The organism is Rhodococcus sp. AB351 (genome assembly GCF_049538275.1).
In the GTDB taxonomy this organism is placed as follows: Bacteria; Actinomycetota; Actinomycetes; order Mycobacteriales; family Mycobacteriaceae; genus Rhodococcus.
This window is the reverse complement of record NZ_JBMVFW010000007.1, coordinates 120,774-143,094: the sequence shown is the minus strand read 5'-3', so window position 1 is coordinate 143,094 and position 22,321 is coordinate 120,774. Positions and strand designations below refer to the sequence as shown.

22 protein-coding genes are annotated in these 22,321 nt (G+C 69.2%); 18 read left to right on the top strand and 4 right to left on the bottom strand.

The annotated features are described in order from the left end of the window. Window positions 1–27: 27 nt before the first annotated feature. From ACPCXD_RS16235 to ACPCXD_RS16225, 3 genes are all read left to right on the top strand, one after another. Entirely contained in the window at window positions 28–1,458 is a 1,431-nt protein-coding gene (locus ACPCXD_RS16235) for an acyl-CoA synthetase (RefSeq protein WP_423660304.1), read from the top strand. A 172-nt stretch (window positions 1,459–1,630) separates the two neighbouring features. Then, window positions 1,631–2,884, top strand: a complete 1,254-nt coding sequence (locus ACPCXD_RS16230; RefSeq protein ID WP_423660411.1) for a PucR family transcriptional regulator — start codon at window positions 1,631–1,633, stop codon at window positions 2,882–2,884. A gap of 153 nt (window positions 2,885–3,037) precedes the next feature. Beyond that, window positions 3,038–4,654, top strand: coding sequence for a substrate-binding domain-containing protein (locus tag ACPCXD_RS16225; RefSeq protein WP_226949781.1), 1,617 nt, complete (start codon window positions 3,038–3,040; stop codon window positions 4,652–4,654). On the opposite strand, the gene ACPCXD_RS16220 is transcribed toward ACPCXD_RS16225, so the two are convergent. Then, window positions 4,623–5,960 carry an amino acid permease gene (locus tag ACPCXD_RS16220; RefSeq protein WP_226950111.1) on the bottom strand — a complete coding sequence of 446 codons (1,338 nt, stop codon included), beginning with the start codon at window positions 5,958–5,960 and terminating at the stop codon, window positions 4,623–4,625. The two genes, ACPCXD_RS16225 and ACPCXD_RS16220, sit on opposite strands and share 32 nt — an antisense overlap. A gap of 108 nt (window positions 5,961–6,068) precedes the next feature. Continuing rightward, window positions 6,069–7,022 carry a 2,3,4,5-tetrahydropyridine-2,6-dicarboxylate N-succinyltransferase gene (gene dapD / locus ACPCXD_RS16215; protein WP_160874837.1) on the bottom strand — a complete coding sequence of 318 codons (954 nt, stop codon included), beginning with the start codon at window positions 7,020–7,022 and terminating at the stop codon, window positions 6,069–6,071. 98 nt (window positions 7,023–7,120) lie between these two features. On the opposite strand from dapD, the gene dapE reads away from it, so the two are divergent. The 10 genes from dapE (at window position 7,121) to ACPCXD_RS16165 (ending at window position 15,667) form a co-directional block, all read left to right on the top strand. Beyond that, window positions 7,121–8,197 carry a succinyl-diaminopimelate desuccinylase gene (gene dapE / locus ACPCXD_RS16210; protein WP_016692048.1) on the top strand — a complete coding sequence of 359 codons (1,077 nt, stop codon included), beginning with the start codon at window positions 7,121–7,123 and terminating at the stop codon, window positions 8,195–8,197. Between the two features lie 10 nt (window positions 8,198–8,207). Beyond that, complete coding sequence (locus ACPCXD_RS16205) at window positions 8,208–9,011, top strand: LOG family protein (RefSeq protein WP_026061113.1); 804 nt, start codon at window positions 8,208–8,210, stop codon at window positions 9,009–9,011. Beyond that, window positions 9,005–9,565 (top strand): LOG family protein, encoded by a 561-nt coding sequence (locus tag ACPCXD_RS16200; RefSeq protein ID WP_120281869.1) that lies wholly within the window; start codon window positions 9,005–9,007, stop codon window positions 9,563–9,565. Before ACPCXD_RS16205 ends, ACPCXD_RS16200 begins: the two co-directional genes overlap by 7 nt. Before the next feature lie 148 nt (window positions 9,566–9,713). Beyond that, the gene (locus tag ACPCXD_RS16195) at window positions 9,714–11,465 is read left to right on the top strand and encodes a long-chain-acyl-CoA synthetase (protein WP_258260615.1); all 1,752 of its coding nucleotides are present in this window, start codon (window positions 9,714–9,716) and stop codon (window positions 11,463–11,465) included. An 18-nt stretch (window positions 11,466–11,483) separates the two neighbouring features. Beyond that, a complete protein-coding gene (folP, locus tag ACPCXD_RS16190) occupies window positions 11,484–12,404 on the top strand; it encodes a dihydropteroate synthase (protein WP_106200389.1) in 921 nt (306 codons plus the stop codon). After that, window positions 12,401–13,318, top strand: a complete 918-nt coding sequence (locus tag ACPCXD_RS16185; RefSeq protein WP_106200388.1) for a glucosyl-3-phosphoglycerate synthase — start codon at window positions 12,401–12,403, stop codon at window positions 13,316–13,318. Before folP ends, ACPCXD_RS16185 begins: the two co-directional genes overlap by 4 nt. Before the next feature lie 57 nt (window positions 13,319–13,375). Beyond that, a complete protein-coding gene (locus ACPCXD_RS16180; protein ID WP_106200387.1) occupies window positions 13,376–13,771 on the top strand; it encodes a DivIVA domain-containing protein in 396 nt (131 codons plus the stop codon). Further along, window positions 13,768–14,364, top strand: a complete 597-nt coding sequence (locus tag ACPCXD_RS16175) for a DNA-3-methyladenine glycosylase I (RefSeq protein WP_145692665.1) — start codon at window positions 13,768–13,770, stop codon at window positions 14,362–14,364. The genes ACPCXD_RS16180 and ACPCXD_RS16175 overlap by 4 nt, the downstream gene beginning before the upstream one ends. Before the next feature lie 151 nt (window positions 14,365–14,515). Continuing rightward, window positions 14,516–14,683: a DUF3117 domain-containing protein gene (locus tag ACPCXD_RS16170; protein WP_006554284.1), complete on the top strand. Its 168-nt coding sequence runs from the start codon at window positions 14,516–14,518 to the stop codon at window positions 14,681–14,683. Window positions 14,684–14,767: 84 nt separating this feature from the next. Next, entirely contained in the window at window positions 14,768–15,667 is a 900-nt protein-coding gene (locus tag ACPCXD_RS16165) for a putative RNA methyltransferase (RefSeq protein ID WP_145692664.1), read from the top strand. On the opposite strand, the gene glgA is transcribed toward ACPCXD_RS16165, so the two are convergent. Beyond that, window positions 15,654–16,826, bottom strand: coding sequence for a glycogen synthase (gene glgA / locus ACPCXD_RS16160; RefSeq protein WP_026061110.1), 1,173 nt, complete (start codon window positions 16,824–16,826; stop codon window positions 15,654–15,656). The genes ACPCXD_RS16165 and glgA overlap by 14 nt on opposite strands. Before the next feature lie 113 nt (window positions 16,827–16,939). Between glgA and glgC the strand changes: the two genes are divergently transcribed. Beyond that, window positions 16,940–18,154: a glucose-1-phosphate adenylyltransferase gene (gene glgC / locus ACPCXD_RS16155; RefSeq protein WP_037190186.1), complete on the top strand. Its 1,215-nt coding sequence runs from the start codon at window positions 16,940–16,942 to the stop codon at window positions 18,152–18,154. 24 nt (window positions 18,155–18,178) lie between these two features. Here glgC and ACPCXD_RS16150 read toward each other — a convergent pair whose 3' ends face one another. Beyond that, the gene (locus ACPCXD_RS16150; RefSeq protein ID WP_258260523.1) at window positions 18,179–18,814 is read right to left on the bottom strand and encodes an O-methyltransferase; all 636 of its coding nucleotides are present in this window, start codon (window positions 18,812–18,814) and stop codon (window positions 18,179–18,181) included. Window positions 18,815–19,130: 316 nt separating this feature from the next. Here ACPCXD_RS16150 and sigE point away from each other — a divergent pair, with 316 nt between their 5' ends. The 4 genes from sigE (at window position 19,131) to tatB (ending at window position 22,276) form a co-directional block, all read left to right on the top strand. Further along, the gene (gene sigE, locus ACPCXD_RS16145; protein WP_059382979.1) at window positions 19,131–19,766 is read left to right on the top strand and encodes an RNA polymerase sigma factor SigE; all 636 of its coding nucleotides are present in this window, start codon (window positions 19,131–19,133) and stop codon (window positions 19,764–19,766) included. Window positions 19,767–19,782: 16 nt separating this feature from the next. Next, on the top strand, window positions 19,783–20,115 hold the full coding sequence (locus tag ACPCXD_RS16140; protein ID WP_423660297.1) for an anti-sigma factor family protein: 333 nt from the start codon (window positions 19,783–19,785) through the stop codon (window positions 20,113–20,115). Window positions 20,116–20,329: 214 nt separating this feature from the next. Then, window positions 20,330–21,799, top strand: coding sequence for a S1C family serine protease (locus ACPCXD_RS16135; protein ID WP_423660410.1), 1,470 nt, complete (start codon window positions 20,330–20,332; stop codon window positions 21,797–21,799). A gap of 72 nt (window positions 21,800–21,871) precedes the next feature. After that, complete coding sequence (gene tatB / locus ACPCXD_RS16130) at window positions 21,872–22,276, top strand: Sec-independent protein translocase protein TatB (protein WP_423660295.1); 405 nt, start codon at window positions 21,872–21,874, stop codon at window positions 22,274–22,276. Window positions 22,277–22,321 lie beyond the last annotated feature (45 nt).

Sequence of the window (22,321 nt, the reverse complement as noted above, 5' to 3'; positions counted from 1 at the left end):
AATCAGCGATATGGAATCGTGGCTGCTGTGTCTGCACTGCTTCGTTCGCTGAACCCGCTGGCCGTCGCGCGCGGCGACGATCTCCCGGACGCCGTTCGCATCGACGGCCACACCTTCTCCCGCAGCGATCTGCTCGGCGCGGCGACCGCGGTCGCGGCGCGGGTGGCCCGTGCCGATCGGGTGGCCGTGCTCGCCACCCCGAGCGCGACCACCGTCGTCGCCGTGACCGGTGCCCTGCTCGCCGGGACGACCGTGGTGCCGGTGCCGCCGGATTCGGGGCCCGCCGAACTCGCCCACATCCTGAGGGACTCGGGTGCGCAGGCCTGGCTCGGTCCGGCGCCGGAGGTGCAGCATCCCGACGTTCCACAGTTGCCGAACCTGCCGGTCCGGTTGCACGCCCGCGACTGGCACCACCTGCCCGAGCCGAACCCGGCGCGAATCGCGTTCGTGCTCTACACCTCCGGGACCACCGGCCTGCCCAAGGGTGTGCTGCTGAGCCGCCGGGCGATCGCCGCGGGCATCGACGCCCTCGCCGAGGCGTGGGCCTGGACCGAACGCGACACGCTCGTCCACGGACTGCCGCTGTTCCACGTGCACGGACTCGTGCTCGGTGTGGTCGGAGCCCTGCGGGTCGGCAGCCGGCTGATCCATACCGGCAAGCCCACCCCACAGGCCTACGCCGAAGCGCAGGGATCGCTCTACTTCGGGGTGCCGACGGTGTGGACACGCATCGTCGAGGACGAGGACTCCGCCCGCGTGCTCAGCGGTGCACGACTGCTCGTCTCCGGCAGCGCGCCGCTGCCGGTGCCGGTCTTCGAACGGCTGCGTGAGCTCACGGGGCTGGTCCCGATCGAGCGCTACGGCATGAGCGAGACGATGCTGACCCTCAGCACGCGGGTCGACGGCGAGCGCCGTCCCGGCTGGGTCGGCACGCCCGTGGCCGGGGTCGAGACGCGACTGCGCGACGAGCAGGGCCGCGACGTGCCCCACGACGGGGAGAGTATCGGTGTCCTGCAGGTGCGGGGACCGATGCTCTTCGACGGCTACCTGAACAGGCCGGAGGCCACCGCGGCCGCGTGGACCGAGGACGGATGGTTCGTCACCGGCGACGTGGCGGCCGTCGACGAGGGTGGATTCCACCGCATCGTGGGGCGCGAGTCGACCGATCTGATCAAGACCGGCGGGTTCCGGGTCGGTGCGGGTGAGATCGAGACCGTTCTGCTCGGCCATCCCGCTGTGCGGGAGGTGGCCGTGGTGGGCCTGCCCGACGACGACCTCGGTCAGCGGATCGTCGCGTTCGTGGTGCCCGCCGCCGACGACTCGGAGGTCGACGAATCGGAACTGATCGCCCTTGTCGCACAACAGCTCTCCGTGCACAAGCGGCCCCGGGAGGTGCGTGTGGTGAGCGACCTTCCGCGCAACGCGATGGGCAAGGTGCAGAAGAAGAAACTGGGCTGACAGGGTTGGTCGGAGAGCGCCCGCGGGCACGTTCCTGTTACCGGAACTTCGCGGAAAATCGGTCACAGGGGTTGCATGTGTCACACTGCGAGGCGGATTCTCTACTGCACCGTATGTAGATCTACTCACTTCGATGGGGGTTCGAGGGATGTCTGTAACGGATCAGGTCCGGGTGCCCGGGCACGACCGTCGGGGGGACGGTGACAACGCCCCGCTCTTCCTGGTGGACGGGAAGCCCGCGTCCGTTCCGCTGCGCGATCTGCCGGCCGTGGCCCGCAAACTCGTGGCGCACTTCGCCGACAACGTGGCTCCGTGTTCGCTCCGACCCGGGGAATCGCTGCGCGGCGACGTCACCGAGGTCACCGTGCGCTGCCTGCGCATCGCAATTCATCTCCTCGACTCCGGAGAACTGCCCTCCGACGCGGAACTCGCCGACCTGCGCAGCAGCGCCGCACAGTGGGCCCGCGCCGGCTTCCGGCTCGAGTACATGCTCCGGATCTACCACGAAGGCATCCGTCTCGGTTGGGAACTGGTCACCGATCGGGCCCGGGAGGGCGACGTCTCCTCCGTCGCCGACGCGTCCCGCCTGTGGATGGCGCTGCTCGAGAAGGTCACCGTCGCGGCGACCACCGGTTTCGTCGCCGAACTCGACGCCATCCGCCGCGAACGCGACGTCGCCGCGCAGGAACTGGTCACCGCGCTACTGAGCGGGCAGGACGCCGCAGCCGTCGCGCAGCGCTCCGGGCTCGTGCTCGCCGACACCTACACCGTGCTCGCGGTCTCGCTCACCCGGCATCCCGACGAACGCAATCCGCACGTGCGGCCGGAGGTCGTCGCGCGGCGCACCCTGCGGCGGGTCGAGACCGAACTCGAAGCGATCTGCGAGGGTCGCCATCTCGCGATGCTCGGCCCCGAGGGCGGCACCGTCCTGCTCCCCAAATCGCCCACGACCGAGGCGATCGAGCAGTTCCGGCAGCGCATCGAGACCGTCGCCGGGGTGTCCGTCACGATCGCTCTCGTCCACGCTCCCGTCCGGGAGGTGCCCACCGCCGCGAAGCAGGCCCACGAGCTGCTCGATCTCGTGCGACGGCTCGGTCGTCCGGTCGGGGCATACGGCATGGAGGATCTGGCCCTCGAATACCAGCTCACCCGGCCCGGACCGGCACGCCGCCACCTCGCGCGCGTACTCGACCCACTCGACGAATCACCCGAACTCGTCGAGACGCTGGAAACGCACATCGCCCACGACCTCAGTCGCCAGCTCACGGCCAAGACTCTGCACGTCCACGCGAACACCGTCGACTACCGGCTCAAGCGGGTCGCGCAACTCACCGGATTCGACCCCACCCGGCCCTCCGGACTGCGCCAGCTGCAGGCGGCGCTGATCGCTCGACGACTCGAACTGGAGAGCTCCGAACAGGGCTGATATCGCGTCGGATTCGGCTTCCCGAGGCGTGCCGGTCTATATCATCGGTCTCGGGCGACCGAGGGGCGTCACCCGGAGTGAGCACGAGGGGGCCGACGCATGGCGGGGGAGTCCGGACCGTCCGAGTCGGATCCGCCGAGCCGTCGTGGCGGCGTGAGTGGGGATGCACGGCCGGGCGGGGGTCGGGCGCGCTGGTTCGTCGTCGCCGTGATCCTCGTCCTCGCGGCCGGATCCGTCGCCTTCCTGTTCGTGGAGCGGCGGAGTGGGTGCGACGACTCCGAGCGCTACACCGTGGCGGTCACCGCCGACCTCGCACCGGTGATCGAGGGGACCTCGGTATCCGGATGTACGGAGTTCGAGGTCGTCGAACAGGAACCGGGGGAGGTGTCGGCGCGACTGGCGACCGACGACGTCCCCGACCTGTGGCTCCCGGCGGGCGGATGGTGGGCGTCGTGGGCGGGTGAGACCGCCACGGGCCCGGTGCGCACGGTGTCGACACCGCTGGCCACCACGCCGCTCGTGATCGCGGGTGCGCCGGGCACCGTCGAACCGGCGGCCGACTGGCAGGAGGCCCTGTCCGATCCCGGTCTCGTCTTCGGCAATCCCTTGCGCTCCGGTCCCGCGGCAGGTGCCATCCGCGCCGTGCTGGCCGAGGCCGCCGACGATCCCGTCGCGATGGGCACGGTCCGTCCCGTCATGGCGCCGCTCGCCGAGCGGGAGGGGGTTCGCGACGAGGAGGTACCTACCGGATCGACCTTGCTCGAGGAGACCGTCGCCGATGGTGGGACGGTGGTGAGCACCGAACAGCAGGTCGAGACCTATCGCAGCGTCCACAAGCGCGAACTGGGCATCGAGGTACCCGCCACCGGGACGCTGCTCGTGGACTATCCGGTGGTCGTGACGGCGCGCGGAGAACGGCACGACGCCGCGGCGGCGGCCGCCACGGCGCTGACCGACGCGCTGCACACGTCCGAAGGACTCGACAGGCTGACCCGTCACGGCTTCCGGGACGGAGGCGGACGACCCCTGCCCGACGGCCGCGGTGTGGGAGCGGTGCCGGTGCTCGAACTCGACGACGAGACCGTCGCCGAGGAGGCGATGAACGTGTGGGCGTTGCAGGCGCTTCCCGTGCGCACCGTGTTCGCGGTGGACGTCTCCGCGTCGATGAACCGTAATCTCGGCGACGAGAGTCGGATCGAACTGGTCCGGCGCGCCGCGACCGCCGCCAACGAGGTCCTGCCCGGGAACGTCTCAGCGGGCCTGTGGTTCTTCGGTGGGGGAGTGAGCGACTACGCCACATTGCCGAACGACCGCGCCGAGGCAACGGGGGACTACATCGTGGCGGCACCGATCCGGCGCTTCGATGCGGTGGTGGACGACGGTACCCAACGCGACCTGCTCACCTCGCTCGTCGCGCAGATGGCCGGTACGGCCGACGAGACCACCGCGCTCTACGACACGATCCTCGCGGCCTTCCGGTACGTGCAGGACAGCTACGATCCGCGCGCGGCCAACAGTGTCGTCGTGGTGACCGACGGCGCCGACAACGGTTCCGCGATGTCGAAGGACGAACTGCTCGCGGTCCTCTCGAACGAGAACGATCCGTCCAGGCCGGTCCGGATCGTGACGATCGGACTCGGTGAGGACGTGGACACCGCAACCCTCGAGCAGATCGCCGCGGCGACCGGAGGGGTGAGCTACCGGACGAGCGATCCGCTCGACATCACCGAGCTGGTGCTCACTGCGCTGGCCGATCGGACGGGTGGCTGACCGTCTTGTCGTCGTGGGTGCGGTGCCAGAGCAAGCCGAGCGCCGTGATGATCAGGAACAGCACGAAGGTCGACGCGAGCTGGACCCGGGCCGCGCTGTCGGACAGCATCAGCACGATGAAGCCGATGAGCATCGCGAGCGTGAACCAGCTGAGATAGGGGAACAGCCACATGCGCAGGCGGATGGTGCCTTCGCGCTCGAACTTGCGGCGCAGCCGCAGATGCGAGACGACGATGAACAACCAGATCGCGATGAGCGCCGATCCGACCGCGTTGAGCAGGATCCCGAGGATGGTGTCGGGCAGCAGCCAGTTGAGCCACACGCTGACGAAACCGAAGAACACCGAGACGAGCACCGCGTTGCGGGGCACTCCGTGGTGGGTGAGTTTGCTGAGCCAGGCCGGGCCGTCGCCGCCGCGTGCCAGCGAGTAGGCCATGCGGGAGGTGCCGTAGACGTTGGCGTTGAACGCCGACAGCAGCGCGATCACCACGACGAGTTCCATGAAGCCGGACACGTAGGGGATGCCGGCGATGTCGAGCACCGAGACGAACGGGGAGGTCTCGCCGCTCGCCGCGGTCCACGGCAGCACGAGCACCATGATCGAGATCGACCCGAGGTAGAAGATCGAGATGCGCCAGACGACGCTGCGCACGGCGGTCGCGATGGACCGTTCCGGGTCCTTGGATTCGGCTGCGGCGATCGTGACGATCTCGATGCCGCCGAACGCGAAGGCCACCGCGAGCAGACCGGCGGCGATGCCGGCGATGCCGTTGGGCGCGAAACCGTCGCCGTCCCCGAGCAGGTGGGTGGTGCCGACGGGTTCGGTGCCCGGGAGCAGACCGAACACGAGCAGGATGCCGATCACCAGGAATCCGAGGATGACCGTGACCTTCAGCGCCGCGAACCAGAACTCGAACTCGCCGAAGTTGGCGACCCGCGCGAGGTTGACGACCGCGAAGAAGGTGACGAACACCAGCGCGACCACCCATTGGGGTACGCCCGGTAGCCACGACTGCACGATCGCGGAGGCGCCGGTGATCTCGACACCGAGCACCATGATCAGCATGAACCAGTACAGCCAGCCCATCGAGAATCCGGCCCAGCGGCCGATCCCGATGCGCGCGTAGTGCGAGAACGAACCGCTCACCGGCAGCGCGGCACCCATCTCGCCGAGCATGCGCATCACGAAGATGATCATCACACCGGCGAGCAGGTACGACACGATGATGGCCGGACCGGCGGCGGCGATACCCACTCCGGAACCGAGGAACAGGCCCGCGCCGATGGCGGAGCCGAGTCCCATCATGGTCAGATGGCGGACCTTCAGGCCGCTCCCGAGATGTTCGACCTCGGAAGCGGGCCGCTGGGTTTCACTCACAGTTTCTCGGTTCCGAATCTGTCGTGGGGTGCAGAGCTAGTCGTTGGCGTGCAGAGCCGCGTTCAGTTCGACTCCGCTGCCCTTGTTCGGCACGACCTCGACCGCACCGCTCACCGAGTTGCGTCGCAGCAGGAGGTTGGAGGCGCCGCTGAGCGTCGCGGCCTTGACGACGGTGCCGTCCGGTCCGGTGACCTTGGTGCCGGCGGTGACGTACAGGCCGGCCTCGACGATGCAGTCGTCGCCGAGCGAGATGCCCACGCCCGCGTTCGCGCCGAGCAGGCAGCGCTTGCCGACGGAGATGACCTCCTTGCCGCCACCGGAGAGGGTGCCCATGATCGAGGCGCCACCACCGACGTCGGAACCGTCGTCGACGACGACACCCGCGGAGATGCGGCCCTCGACCATCGAGTTGCCGAGCGTGCCGGCGTTGAAGTTGACGAAGCCCTCGTGCATCACGGTGGTGCCGGACGCGAGGTGCGCACCGAGGCGGACGCGGTCGGCGTCGGCGATGCGGACACCGGCGGGAACGACGTAGTCGACCATGCGGGGGAACTTGTCGACACCGAAGACGGTCACCGGTCCGCGGATGCGCAGACGCGAGCGCACGGTCTCGAAATTCTCGAGCGAGCACGGGCCGTAGTTGGTCCACACGACGTTCGCGAGCAGACCGAAGATGCCGTCGAGGTTGAGTCCGTGTGGCTGGACGAGACGGTGCGACAGCAGGTGCAGGCGCAGGTAGGCGTCGTGAGTGTCGACGGGGGGCTTCGACAGGTCTGCGATGTCGGTGCGCACCACGACCTGCTGGACCTCGCGCGCCTCGTCGTGACCGGCGAGCAGGGCGAGATCGGACGGGATGTCCGTGCCCTCGAGCCGCGTCGTTCCGGTTTCGCTCGGCTCGCCGAGGGCGGGTGCCGGGTACCACGTGTCGAGGACGGTCCCGTCCTCCGTGATGTTCGCGATGCCTACTGCTGATGCTCCGTGTGCACTCACGGGTGAGAAGCGTACGCGAGGCGGTCCTGCGCCTGTGTCCCCCCTGAGAAAATCGTGTGCGGGGTCTGAGGGGCGGACGCGTTTCGTATCGTGCAGGTATGCCCGTACCGCAGCTGGACCTGCACGCCGACCCCGTCGAACTGACCGCCGCGCTCGTCGACATCCCGAGCGTGTCGCAGGACGAGACGCTCATCGCCGACGCCGTGGAGACGGCCCTGCGTGAGCAGACCGACGGCTTCGAGATCGTGCGCAACGGCAACTGTGTCCTGGCGCGGACGAACCGCGGGCTCGGCAGCCGCGTGATGCTCGCCGGCCACCTCGACACCGTCCCGATCGCCGACAACGTGCCGTCGCGGCGCGACGGCGACCTGCTGTGGGGATGCGGCACCTCCGACATGAAGGCCGGCGACGCCGTCTTCCTGCACCTCGCCGCGACCGTCACCGATCCCGCGCACGACCTGACGATCGTGATGTACGACTGCGAGGAGATCGCGGCCGCGTACAACGGGCTCGGACGGATCGAGACCGAACTGCGCGACTGGCTCGACGCGGACGTCGCGATCCTCGGCGAACCCACCTCGGGTGAGATCGAGGCCGGCTGCCAGGGCACCCTGCGGGTGCGGATCACGACCGACGGTGTGCGGGCGCACTCGGCGCGCTCCTGGCTCGGCGACAACGCGATCCACAAGCTCGCTCCCGTGCTGGACCGGCTGGCCCGCTACGAGGCACGGTCGGTCGACATCGACGGCTGTGTGTACCGGGAAGGACTGTCGGCCGTGCGCATCGAGGGCGGTGTCGCCGGGAACGTGGTGCCCGACGCGGCCGCGCTCGACGTGAACTTCCGGTTCGCCCCGGATCGCAGCCCCGACGACGCACTCGCGCACGTCCGGGAGGTCTTCGACGGTCTCGCGATCTCGATGGAGCTCACCGACATGTCGCCCGGCGCGCTGCCCGGACTGTCGAACCCGGCGGCGGCCGCGCTCGTCGAGGCCGCGGGCGGGAAGTTCCGGGCCAAGTACGGCTGGACCGACGTCTCGCGGTTCGCGGCGCTGGGGATTCCGGCCGTCAACTACGGCCCGGGCGATCCGAACCTCGCGCACAAGCGCGACGAGCACGTCGAAGTGGGGCGGATCACCGAGGTGACCTCCGTTCTGCGCTCCTATCTCACCCGATAACGTGGCCGCCATGTCCGGCGACAACTCCTCCTCCGAACGCGGCTCCCGTCGCGAGGTCGTGCACCAGGGCCCGGTGCAGCTGCGCGGCTCTCTCGCCCGCGAGACGACGACGATGGACCAGCGGCTGCTCGATCGCCGGGGCCCGTCCGATTGGGTGCACACCGATCCGTGGCGTGTGCTGCGGATCCAGAGCGAGTTCGTCGAAGGCTTCGGTGCGCTCGCCGAGGTGCCTCGCGCCGTCACCGTCTTCGGATCGGCACGCACCCCGGCCGATCACGAGGAGTACGAGATCGGCCGCGAGCTCGGCGCCGCACTCGTCCACGCCGGATACGCCGTCGTCACCGGTGGCGGCCCGGGTGCAATGGAAGCGGCCAACCGCGGTGCCAGCGAGGCCGGGGGACTGTCGATCGGTCTGGGGATCGAGCTGCCCTTCGAGCAGGGCCTCAACGAGTGGGTCGATCTCGGACTGAACTTCCGGTACTTCTTCGCGCGCAAGACGATGTTCGTGAAGTACTCGCAGGCGTTCGTGTGTCTGCCCGGCGGTTTCGGGACGCTCGACGAGCTGTTCGAGGCACTGACCCTCGTGCAGACCCGCAAGATCACGCAGTTCCCTATCGTGCTGTTCGGATCGGAGTACTGGAACGGTCTGGTGGGCTGGCTGCGCGAGACGCTGGTCCGCGGCGGCAAGATCTCGCCCGCCGATCTGGACCTGCTGTACGTCACCGACAGCATCGAGGAGACGGTGGACATCATCCTCGAGGCGCATCGCGGCGAGGACGAGAACGAACTGTACGGAAACGGGAGTGGATGGTGACCGAAGCTCTGTCGGTCTGTGTGTACTGCGCGTCGGGCCCTGTCGACCAGAAGTTCCTCGAACTCGCGGCCGCGGTCGGCACCGAGATCGGCCGACGGGGCTGGCAGCTGGTCTCCGGCGGCGGCAACGTGTCGATGATGGGCGCGGTCGCCGACGCGGCCCGCGCGGCCGGGGCGCACACGATCGGGGTCATTCCCAAGGCACTCGTGCACCGCGAGGTCGCGGACGTCGACGCCGACGAGCTGATCGTCACCGAGACGATGCGCGAGCGCAAACGCATCATGGAGGACCGCGCCGACGCCTTCCTGACCCTGCCCGGCGGCATCGGAACCCTCGAGGAACTGTTCGAGACGTGGACCGCGGGGTATCTCGGTATGCATGACAAGCCGGTCGTCCTGCTCGATCCCACGGGGCACTTCGACGGCCTGCTCGGCTGGCTCGGGTCGATGGTCGACACCGGTTTCGTCGCGCAACGCGCACTCGACGGTCTCGCGGTCACCACCGACCTCGCCGATGCGCTCGACCGGTGCGCTGCGCCGTACGCGGCGGTCTGAGGTGTTCCACTTCGCCGCGCGCTTATCTACTCTTCGGTAAGTTCGGGGGAACGCCGTGGGTGTCGCCCGAGCGAGCCCGCCCGTCCCCGACGTCGCCGTGAGGAAATTTGTCGTGACCACTCGATCCGATCGAGACAATGCCCCCGTCGTGTCCCTGCCCGGACTCGTCTCGAAACTGCCCCGGATGGCTACCGATCTCCCCATCGTGTTGCGCGGAGCAGCCGGTATGACCCGGAAGCCGACCGCCCGCGAGACGATCGGGTCGGTCTTCCAGAAGCTCGCCGAGCGTCACCCGGAGCGGCCCTTCATCCGGTTCGAGGGCGCCTCCATCGGGTACGGCGAGGCCAACGCGCAGGTCAACCGGTACGCAGCGGTGCTCGCCGATCGCGGTGTCGGCAAGGGCGACGTCGTAGGCATCCTCATGGGCAACCGGCCCGAGACCCTGCTGGTCGCGCTGGCCGCGGTCAAGCTCGGCGCGGCCGCCGGCATGCTCAACATCAACCAGCGCGGTGAGGTGCTCGAGCACAGCCTGTCGCTGCTCGACAGCGCCGCGCTCGTGATCGGGGAGGAGTGCGAGGAGGCCGTCGACTCCCTCGGCGGCGAACCGCAGGCCCGCACCGTGCTGCGCTTCGATGAACTCGACACCGCCGCCCGCGACGCCGACGCGTCGAATCCCGCCGTCACCGAGGATCTGCGGGCGTCCGAGACGGCCTACTACATCTTCACCTCCGGCACCACAGGACTGCCGAAGGCCAGCCGCATGACGCACTTCCGGTGGCTCAAGTCGATGTCGGGTCTCGGCAGTCTCGGTGTGCGCCTGCGCCGCACCGACGTCCTGTACTCCTGCCTGCCGCTCTATCACAACAACGCTCTGACGGTCGCGTTGTCCTCGGTGCTCGCCGCGGGGGCCACCTTCGGGCTCGGCCGGAAGTTCTCGGCGTCCAACTTCTGGGACGACGCGGAACGCAACGGCGCCACGGCCTTCATCTACATCGGTGAGATCTGCCGCTACCTGCTCAACCAGCCGCCGCGGGAGGACGACGCCGACCACGGGATCCGCCTGGCCGTCGGAAACGGCCTGCGGGCCGAACTGTGGGACGAGTTCACCGAACGCTTCGGCATCGACCGCGTCGCGGAGTTCTACGGCGCCAGCGAATGCAACATCGCCTTCATCAACGCGCTCGACCAGAAGCGCACCGCCGGCATCTGCCCGCTGCCCTACGCCGTCGTCGAGTACGACCCCGATTCCGGGCAGGCGCGTCGCGGCGACGACGGCCGGTTGAAGAAGGTCGGCAAGGGCGAGGTCGGACTGCTCCTCGCGAAGGTCACCTCGCGCGCACCCTTCGACGGGTACACCGATCCCGAGGCCACCGAGAAGAAGCTGCTGCGCGACGCGTTCTCCGACGGCGACGTCTGGTTCGACACCGGCGACCTCGTCCGCGACCAGGGCTGGATGCACGTCGCCTTCGTCGACCGGCTCGGCGACACCTTCCGGTGGAAGGGGGAGAACGTCGCGACCACGCAGGTCGAGGCCGCGGTGTCGTCGCACGAGACGGTCGCCGAGGCCGTCGTCTACGGCGTCGAGGTCGACGGGGCCGACGGCCGCGCCGGGATGGCCGCGGTCACGCTGAAGGAAGGCGCCGAACTCGACGGGGCGGCACTCGCGAAGTCGCTGCACGACGCGTTGCCGGACTACGCCGTCCCGCTCTTCGTCCGCATCGTGGACGAGCTCGAGTACACGACGACCTTCAAGAGCCGGAAGGTCGATCTGCGCAAGCAGGGCTACAGCGAGACCGGCGAGGACGAGGTGTACGTCCTCGCGAGTCGCAGCGAGGGTTACCGTCCGATCTTCGACGGCTTCGTCGACGGCGTCGCGCGGGGAGAATTGCCCGGTCGCTGAGCATGTCAGGATGGGATCATGAGCGGCCCCGCGACCGATGTCGACGAGCAGACCCCCGTGACCCGTCCCGGTCCGGCACCGTCCACCCTGTGCGGGCGCCCCGTCGCCACCGACAGAGCGCTCGTCATGGCGATCGTCAACCGCACCCCGGACTCGTTCTACGACCGGGGAGCGACCTTCGAGGACGAGGCGGCGCTCGCCGCCGTCGACCGTGCGGTGGCCGAGGGTGCCGACCTCGTCGACATCGGCGGGGTGAAAGCCGGGCCGGGTGAGGTCGTCGACAGCGACGAGGAGATCCGGCGCGTCGTGCCGTTCGTCGCCGCGATCCGCGAGCGGTATCCGGATGTGCTCATCAGCGTCGACACCTGGCGCAGCGAGGTCGCGCGTCGCGCCGTGGGCGAGGGCGCCGATCTGATCAACGACACGTGGGCCGGTGCCGACCCCGAGCTCGTCGCGGTCGCCGCCGAACTCGGGGCCGGCATCGTCTGCTCCCACACCGGCGGCGCCGTCCCGCGCACCCGTCCGCACCGCGTGCGGTACACCGACGTCGTCGAGGAGGTCGTCGCGGAGGTCGTCACCGCCGCGGATGCCGCCGCCCGCGCCGGCGTCGCGAGCGACTCGATCCTCATCGATCCGACCCACGATTTCGGAAAGAACACCCATCACGGACTCGCTCTGTTGCGGCACGTGGACGTTCTTGTAAAAACCGGGTGGCCTGTGCTTATGGCGCTGAGCAACAAGGACTTCGTGGGGGAGACTCTGGGAGTCGAACTCGCCGACCGGTTGGAGGGCACATTGGCAGCGACAGCTTTGGCCGCAGCGGCCGGCGCACGGATGTTCCGGGTACACGAGGTGGCAGCCACACGTCGGGTGGTCGACATGGTCGCGGCGATCGCGGGCACACGCCCGCCGGCGCGCACGGTGAGGGGGTTGGCATGAGTGCACCTGCACGCACATGGAACGAGGTCAACAGCTGGGATCGGCCCGCCTGGGCGATCGACGAGCTGATCGCGGCCAAGGCCGGTCGCACGGTGACCGTGGTGCTGCCCGCCCTCAACGAGGAGGAGACCGTCGCGGGAGTGATCGACACGATCCACCCGCTGCTCGGTGGTCTCGTGGACGAACTGGTGGTCCTCGATTCGGGTTCCACCGACGAGACCGCCTCCCGGGCGCGCGCGGCGGGCGCCCGCGTCATGTCCAGGGAGGAAGCGGTACCGGGCATCGAACCGGTCCCCGGTAAGGGTGAGGTGCTGTGGCGGTCGCTCGCGGCGACCTCCGGCGACATCATCGCCTTCGTCGACTCCGATCTGATCGATCCCGATCCGGCCTTCGTGCCGAAACTGCTCGGGCCGCTGCTGCTCGGTGACAGTGTCCACCTCGTCAAGGGGTACTACCGGCGGCCTCTGCGCACCGGTGGTGGCGAGGACGCCCACGGTGGTGGCCGCGTGACCGAGCTCGTCGCACGACCGCTGCTCGCGGCCCTGCGACCGGAGCTGACCTGCGTGCTGCAACCGCTCGGCGGTGAGTACGCGGGGACGCGGGAACTGCTCGAGTCCGTCCCGTTCGCACCGGGTTACGGGGTGGAGATCGGGTTGCTGCTCGACACCTACGACCGGTTCGGTCTCCACGCGATCGCGCAGGTCAACCTCGGGGTCCGCAAGCACCGCAACCGGCCGCTGTCCGAACTCGGGGCGATGAGCCGGCAGATCGTGGGCACGATGCTCTCGCGATGCGGGATCCCCGATTCGGGGGCGCCGCTCACCCAGTTCCTGGTGGAGGGCGACGCGTTCGTCCCGTTCGACACCTCCGTCGATCTCACAGATCGCCCGCCGATGGTGACGGTCACCGGCTGAGCCGACCGTCCGGCACCGGTCCCGGCCGGTGTCGGACGCTCGTGCCAAGATCGGAGCATGCTCACGGTTCTGCTGTACGTGCTCGTGATGGCGGGCGTCGCCGCCGTGCTGTTCTTCGTCGCGAGCGCCGTCTTCGGCCGGGGCGAGACGTTGGCGCCGCTGCCTCCGGGCACCACTGTCACGGTGCTGCCGGCCACCGACGTCACCGGCACCGACATCCGCGACCTGCGGTTCCAGCAGACCGTGCGGGGTTACAAGATGAGCGAGGTCGACTGGGCGCTCGATCGTCTCGCCCGCGAGGTCGACGATCTGCGGGTCCGCCTCGCCGACGCCGAGGCACGCGCGGCCGGGGAACCGGTCGACGGCGCCGGGCAGGAGGTCGGGGCAGAAGAGCTCGAAGCGGAGGACGTTCCGGAGAGCGCTTCGTCGGAGTCGACGGGGGAGTCACGATGACGGCGGACGGGCGGGGGCCCGTGGCCGATACCGACGACCGCGTGCGGTGCCCGTGGGCCGTCGACGGTCCCGGTTCGTCGCTCTACCGCGACTATCACGACTACGAGTGGGGCCGGCCGCTCCACGGCCGCGACGAGATGTTCGAACGGCTCTCCCTCGAGGCGTTCCAGTCGGGACTGTCGTGGCTGACGATCCTGCGCAAGCGGGAGGCCTTCCGCGCGGCCTTCCACGGCTTCGACGTCGAGGCCGTCGCCCGCTTCACGGAGGCCGACGTCGAGAGGTTGCTCGCCGACCCCGGCATCGTGCGCAACCGCCGCAAGATCGAGGCGGTGATCGCCAACGCGCGGGCCGTGCTCGAACTGCCCACCGACCTCGACGAGCTGCTGTGGTCGTTCGCACCGCCGCGACGCGCGCGACGTTCGGTAACGGTCGAGGAGATTCCGGCGGTCACGCCGGAGTCCACGGCGATGGCCCGTGAGCTGAAGCGTCACGGCCTCCGGTTTGTGGGCCCTACCACTGCATATGCGCTGATGCAGGCCACCGGGATGGTCGACGATCATCTCGAATCGTGCTGGGTGTCACTCGACCCGTAGAACCCGGAGGAGTCTCTTACCCAGGAGTCAGCTACGCGCACGTATTCCGGATAGGGAAGAATGAGAAGGTGCGCGTCGCCGCGACCGGCGATGCAACCACACGGTAACCCACGCGCCCGGCGGTCGGGTGCAGATTTGGAGGGAGCAGAGGATGGCGGCCATGAAGCCCCGGACCGGGGACGGTCCCCTCGAAGCAACCAAAGAGGGACGAGGAATCGTCATGAGGGTTCCACTCGAGGGCGGCGGACGTCTGGTCGTCGAGCTCACGCCGGAAGAGGCTGCGGCACTCGGCGACGAACTCAAGAGTGTCACCAGCTGATCGGCCCCTCTCAGGGCACTCCGGGCCCCGCGCTCCTCGGCGCGCGGGGCCCGGTGTCGTCCTGAGAACACGATCGGAGGCGCGATGCTCGCCGACGTGATCGACCTTCTCGCGTGCCCTCACTGCGAGTCCGCGCTCGACCTCGACGACAACGTCGTGGTGTGCGATCGCGGGCACAGCTTCGACGTCGCACGCCAGGGCTACGTGTCGCTGCTCGCCGGCGGTTCGACACCGTTCACCGGCGACACCGCCGACATGATCGCCGCCCGCGCCGACTTCCTCGGTGCCGGGCACTACGACCTCATCCGCCGCGCGGTCGCCGACGCGTGCGTCGACACGGCCGATTCGGTGGACACCGGCGCCCATGCGGTGGACACAGCCGCCGACGCTGCGATCCTCGAGGTCGGGGCCGGTACGGGGCAGTACCTCGCGTCCGTGCTCGACGCCCTGCCGGCAGCGCGCGGCATCGGACTCGACGTCTCCAAGCCCGCGGTGCGACGCATCGCCCGCAGCCATCCCCGGACCGGAGCGATCCTCGCCGACGCGTGGCAGCGACTGCCCGTGAAGTCGGCGTCGCTCACTCATGTGCTGTCGGTGTTCGCGCCCCGCAACGCCGCCGAGAGCCATCGCGTGCTCGCCCCGGGCGGAACGCTCGTCGTCGCGACACCCACCTCGGAGCATCTGCGCGAACTGGTCGAGTTGCCCGGCATGGTGAGCGTGGACGACCGGAAGACCGAGCGGCTCTCGTCCGCCCTGTCGGGACGTTTCGAGCGGGCGGGACGGACGGACGTGCGTTTCACGGCCTCACTCCCGCGCGATGTGCTCGGCCTCGTCGCGGGGATGGGGCCGTCGGCCCACCACGTGACGTCCGACCGGCGCGCGGAGTTGCTCGCCTCTCTGCCCGACCCGTTCGACGTGACGGTGTCGGTCACCGTCACCACGTGGCGACGGATCGGAACGGCCGACGAACCTACCGCGCCGTGATCACCTGCTGGTAGACGGCGACGGTCTGGCGGGCGATCTGCGCCCACGAGAACTCGCTGACGGCGCGGTCGCGTCCGGCCCGGCCCCACTGCGCGGCACGGTCGCGGTCGCGTGCGACGTCGTTGACGGCATCGGCGAGCGCACGCTCGTAGGTCGCGGTGTCGAACGCGTCGTAGTGCACCAGACGCCCGGTGGTCCCGTCCTCCACGACCTCCGGGATGCCCCCCACGTCGGAGGCCACCACGGCGGTCTCGCAGGCCATCGCCTCGAGGTTGACGATCCCCAACGGTTCGTACACCGACGGGCAGACGAAAACCGTCGCCGCCGAGAGCAGTTCGCGGACCGATTCGGTGGGCAGCATCTCGCGCACCCAGTGCACCCCGTCACGGGAATCCTGCAGGGCAGCCACCGCGCGTTCGGTCTCCGCGGCGATCTCGGGGGTGTCGGGCGCGCCGGCACACAGGACGAGCTGGATGTCGGGATCGAGGTGGTGCGCCGCGGAGATCAGGTGCCCGACGCCCTTCTGCCGGGTGATGCGGCCGACGAACACGACGATCGGGCGGTCCGGATCGAGACCGATGCGGGTGACGACGGACTCGTGGCCCGGCTCGGCCGGGCCCGGATGCCAGACGGTGGTGTCGATACCGTTGCGCACCACGTGGACCCGAGCGGGATCGACGAACGGGTAGGCGTCGAGCACGTCGAGGCGCATCCCGTCGCTGACCGCGATGATCGCATCGGCGTACCGGACGGCGTTGCGTTCGGACCAGGAGGAGATGCGGTAACCGCCACCGAGTTGCTCGGCCTTCCACGGCCGCCGCGGCTCGAGGGAGTGCGCGGTGAGGATGTGCGGGACGTCGTGGAGTTCGGCGGCGAGATGACCGGCCAGCCCCGTGTACCAGGTGTGCGAGTGCACCACGTCGACCCCGGCGGCAGCGTGCGCCATGCGCAATCCGGCGGACAGGGTCGTCAGGGCGGGATTGGCGTCGCGCAATGCCGGGTCGGGGGAGTGCACGAACGCGGTGTCGCGCGGTGCACCTGTGCAGTGCACGTCGACCTCGACCAGTCGACGCAGTTGTTCGACGAGTTCGGTGACGTGGACTCCGGCCCCGCCGTACACCTCAGGCGGATATTCCCGCGTCATCATTGCCACCCTCACCGCCTCAAAGTAGCGGGCCGCGCAGGTTCCGGCCACCCGGCCCCGACACTCCGATCGGCGTCGAGATCGCGCTTCGCTGGCGGCGGCCTGGGTCGGGGGATAGGTTGAAGCGTGTGAGGAGCCAGCCCCATGTGCTTGGAATCGTTCTCGCCGGCGGCGAGGGCAAACGTCTGTATCCGCTGACCGCGGACAGAGCCAAGCCGGCAGTGCCGTTCGGGGGCGCGTACCGCCTCATCGACTTCGTGCTCAGCAATCTCGTGAATGCCGGTTACCTGCGCATCTGCGTTCTCACGCAGTACAAGTCGCACTCCCTCGACCGGCACATCTCGCAGACCTGGCGCCTGTCCGGATTCACCGGTGAGTACATCACCCCGGTGCCGGCCCAGCAGCGACTCGGCCCCCGCTGGTACACCGGCAGCGCCGACGCGATCCTGCAGTCGCTCAACCTGGTCTACGACGAGGATCCCGAGTACATCGTGGTCTTCGGCGCCGACCACGTGTACCGGATGGACCCCGAGCAGATGGTGCGCCAGCACATCGAGTCGGGAGCCGGCGTCACCGTCGCCGGTATCCGTGTCCCGCGCAGCGAGGCCTTCGCGTTCGGCTGTATCGACAGCGACGAGAGCGGCCGGATCACCCAGTTCCTCGAGAAGCCCGCACACCCGCCCGGGACGCCCGACGACCCCAACGTCACGTTCGCGTCCATGGGCAACTACGTCTTCACCACGAAGGTCCTCGTCGAGGCGTTGCGGGCCGACTCGGAGAATCCCGACTCCGACCACGACATGGGCGGCGACATCATCCCCGCGCTCGTCGAGCAGGGCGAGGCCCACGTCTACGACTTCAACGACAACGTCGTCCCGGGCGCGACCGAACGCGACCGTGCCTACTGGCGCGACGTCGGAACGCTCGACGCCTTCTACGACGCCCACATGGACCTCGTGTCGGTCCACCCGATCTTCAATCTCTACAACCGGCGCTGGCCCATCCGCGGTGCCGCCGAGAACCTGCCGCCCGCGAAGTTCGTGCAGGGCGGTCTCGCGCAGGAATCGATCGTCGGCGCCGGCAGCATCCTGTCGGCCGCCACGGTCCGCAATTCGGTGCTCAGCTCGAACGTCATGGTCGACGACGGAGCGACCGTCGAGGGCAGCGTGCTCATGCCCGGGGTGCGCATCGGCAAGGGTGCGGTGGTGCGCCGGGCGATCCTCGACAAGAACGTCGTCGTCGGCGACGGCGAGATCATCGGCGTGGACCTCGAGCGCGACCGTCAGCGGTTCGCGGTCAGCAACGGTGGTGTCGTCGCCATCGGCAAGGGCATCTGGATCTGAGAACGTGCCCGCCCCGACGGCGGATCAGCTGAGGCGCACCGCGCAGAGCAGACCGTCGCCGAGGGGGAGGACCACCGGAGCGAGACGCTCGTCGTCGGACACCGCGCGGGTGGCCTCGCGCACCGCGAGCACCGTCGCGTCGCGGGCGGCGGGGTCGGCGACCCGTCCGTCGAGCAGGGCGTTGTGCAGCACGATCACGCCACCCGGCCGGAGCAGACGCACGCCCTCGCGCACGAAGTGCGGGTGGTCGGCGGGGGTCGCGTCGACGAAGACCATGTCGTAGCCGGAGTCGGCGAGTCGCGGCAGCACGTCGAGCGCGCGGCCGTTGATGAGCCGGGTGCGCGACGCCACGATGCCTGCCTCGCGGAAGGCGACCTTCGCGGCCCGCTGATGTTCCGGTTCGCTGTCGATCGTGGTGAGCACGCCGTCCTCGCGGAGGCCGTGCAGCAACCACAGCCCGCTCACACCCGCACCGGTCCCGATCTCCACTACCGTCTTCGCGTCGAGCATGCGGGCGAACATCGCGAGGGCGGCTCCGACTGAGGGGGACACCGGGTCGGCGCCCAGATCTTCGGCACGGTCACGCGCCGCGGCGAGCTCGTCGTCCTCGACGACGATGTTCTCGGCGTGGGTCAGGATGCGATCGGCGTTGGTCTGCACCCCACTGAGGCTATCCTCGGCGATTCGTTCGCGCAGGCAGGCGCGCACGGAGTGGTGCCGCCAGTTGTGTGATTTAGACGGATGAACACGCCCGAACCGGTTTTCTCAGGGACGTTTCAGGTTACTCATACGGCGGCCACATCGCCGCGAGGAAAACTGACAATCGACGAACCGGACGATCGCACCGGTTCACGACTTCGAGGACGCACCGCTCTCGGGGAACGTTCCTGTGAAGGAATATTTCCTGCAGGTCGAGTGTTGTAGGCCCCGAAGCCAGTACCACTGCGGTCCCGACGAGGAGGATCCACCGATCCACATGACCCGAGCCCACACTGTTCCCGAGAACGACGCCTCGGCGCTCGACGCTGCCCTCGAGGCGGACCTGAGCGGCACCGCGGCGTTCGACGCCACCGGGGACCGCGCGGCCATGCCGTCGTGGGACGAACTCGTTCGTGAGCACGGCGACCGCGTCTACCGCCTCGCCTACCGTCTTTCCGGCAACGCCCAGGACGCCGAGGATCTCACGCAGGAGACCTTCATCCGCGTCTTCCGGTCGTTGCAGAACTACCAGCCCGGCACTTTCGAGGGTTGGTTGCATCGCATCACCACGAACCTCTTCCTGGACATGGTGCGCCGCCGGAACCGCATCCGGATGGAAGCGCTCCCGGAGGACTACGATCGTGTACCGGCCGCAGGGCCGAACCCCGAGGAGATCTACCACGACGCGCGTCTCGGCGCCGACCTGCAGTCCGCTCTGGACTCGCTCGGACCCGAGTACCGTGCCGCGGTGGTGCTCTGTGACATCGAAGGTCTGTCCTATGAGGAGATCGGTGCCACACTGGGGGTGAAACTCGGTACGGTGCGTAGTCGTATCCACCGAGGCCGCCAGGCACTCCGCGAGTACCTGCGCGAGCATGGAAAGGTCGAAAACGGTCGCGTCGATGCGGGGTAGCCGCCGGGAGGTAGTGATGACGATGGTGCAACCACCTCGCAGGTTCGGCTCCACGGAACATCTCGCCAGCGAGGCAGTTGCCGCATTCGTCGACGGCGAACTGCGCATGGCGGCCTACATGCGGGCCGCCCAGCATCTGTCGATGTGTCCGGAGTGTGCCGCCGAGGTCGAAGCCCAGCAGCAGGCCCGCCACGCATTGCGGTCCGCTGCCGATCACGTACCGCGTATGCCGAGCTCGCTACTCGGGACGCTCAGCAACATCCCGTCCCACCTGTGCGATCCGTCCCCGCGCCCTCAGGCGGAGGAAGGCTTCGCCGCGCGCCGCTGGTCGATTCTCCGGCGCCGGTGACCGGACGGGCGGTAACAGGTGATCCGATGCCATCGGTGATACTGGGCTGCGTGACGGACCTAGACGGGGGAGACGGGCACGCGTGACGGCCGAATCTGCGCAGCACACCGAACGACGGGCCGGCGACGATCCTCGTCGCGACGACGAGCTGCCCCATGCCTCGTCGGGTAAGGACTCGTCGGGCAGAGGCTCGTCCGGCAACGCCTCGTCGGGGCTGCCCGACGGAGCGATCGCGCGCCCCGACGACGCTCCCCGTCTCGAACCCCGGCCCGTCTACCGGCCCACCGTCGATCCTGCATCGGCTCGTGTCTTCGGGCGCCCGGCCGGCGCCGAGGGATCGTTCGACTCCTCGGCCCATCCCCGCGTCGTCGACCCGCGCGTCCAGCAGGCACCTCCGACCGACGCGATCCTGGCCGAGGCCTACGGACGGCCGTCCGACGCCGACGAGACGCTCCAGCGTCCCCCTTCGCAGCCCGCGACCGAGGCCGAGGACGACACCGAACCCGATCCCTGGCGCGACCCCGACTCCGCGGTGCGGCTCGGTCCGCCCCTGGCCGGGCAGGCGGAGGAGAAGGAACTTCCCCCGGCTCCCGGACTCACCCTGCGTGAAGTGTTGTTCGACCGCCGCGTCCAGCCGCGCGCGCTCGCGACCCTGGCCGCGGTGGCTGTCGTGATCGGCATGGTCGGCGGACTTGTCGTGGCACTGGCGACCGCCGACAACGGCTCACTGACCAGTCGCGGCGTGACCCTGAGCCAGTCCGGTCCCGACGAGGAACTGCCGACCGGCGCGGTCGCTCGGGTCGCCGACACCGTGCTCCCCGCGGTCGTCTCCATCCAGACCACCGTCGGCGGCGACGCCGGCACCGGCTCGGGCGTGGTGATCGACGGTGCCGGTTACATCGTCACCAACAACCACGTCATCTCGATGGCCGCCGGAAATCCCGACGCGAAGGTGCAGGTCACCTTCGACGACGGCACGAAGGTGCCCGCATCGATCGTCGGACGCGACATCAAGACCGACCTGGCCGTGCTCGCCGTCGAGGACGTCGACAACCTGGTCGTCGCCGAACTGGGCCGCTCCGAGGACGTCCAGGTGGGCGAGGACGTCGTCGCGGTCGGTTCGCCGCTCGGCCTGAGCAAGACCGTCACCCGCGGCATCGTCAGTGCGTTGCATCGGCCCATGCGGCTCAGCGGACAGGGCACCGACACCGACGCGGTGATCGATGCCGTCCAGACCGACGCCTCGATCAATCCCGGCAACTCCGGCGGCCCCCTCATCGACATGGAGGGGCGCGTGATCGGCATCAATTCCGCGATCAAGTCGGAAACCGGCGGCTCGGTGGGTCTGGGCTTCGCGATCCCCATCGACGACGTCACCGAGGTGGCGCAGGAGCTGATCCGCACCGGCGAGATGCGCCACCCGGACATCGGCGTGAACGCGCGCTCGGTCGTCAACGACGTCGCGAGCGGCGCGGAGGTCGCCAACGTCCGTCAGGACAGCCCGGCCCAGCGCGCCGGCATCGTCGAGGGCGACGTCATCGTCAAGGTCGGCGACCGCGAGGTCACCAGCGCCGACGAACTCGTCGTGGCGGTCCAGCAGCAGGAGATCGACGAGCCGATCACCGTCCAGCTCGTGCGCAACGGCCGCCTCGTCGACGTCGAGGTCACCCCCGTCTCCGACTGAACGGTTCCCCTCGCGTGATGTGACCTTCCCCGTAGGTGATGCGATCCGGACGCGACCACGTACCCTGGATGCGTGTTCGGCAACATCGGTTGGGGCGAGTTCCTGGTACTCATCGTGGCGGCCCTCGTGGTTCTCGGCCCGGAGCGCCTGCCCGGCGCCGTCTCGTGGGTGGCCAAGTCGCTGCGTCAGGTACGCGACTACGCCACGGGTGCGCGCGACCAGCTCAAGCAGGAACTCGGGCCGGAGTTCGACGACCTGCGGCAACCGCTGTCCGAGCTGAACCAGCTGCGCGGCATGACACCGCGGGCCGTGATCACGAAGCATCTGCTCGACGGCGACGACTCGATCCTCACCAACAACTTCGACAAGCCGTCCTCGGCGACCCCGGGAACACCCACCAACGGCGCGGCCCGGCCGAATCTGTCGAAGCCGCTCGCTCCGGACGAGAAGCCGCCGATCGATCCCGACGCCACCTGACAGCTTTCCTACGATCGAGCCCCCGCCGTGAAGCACGGCGGGGGC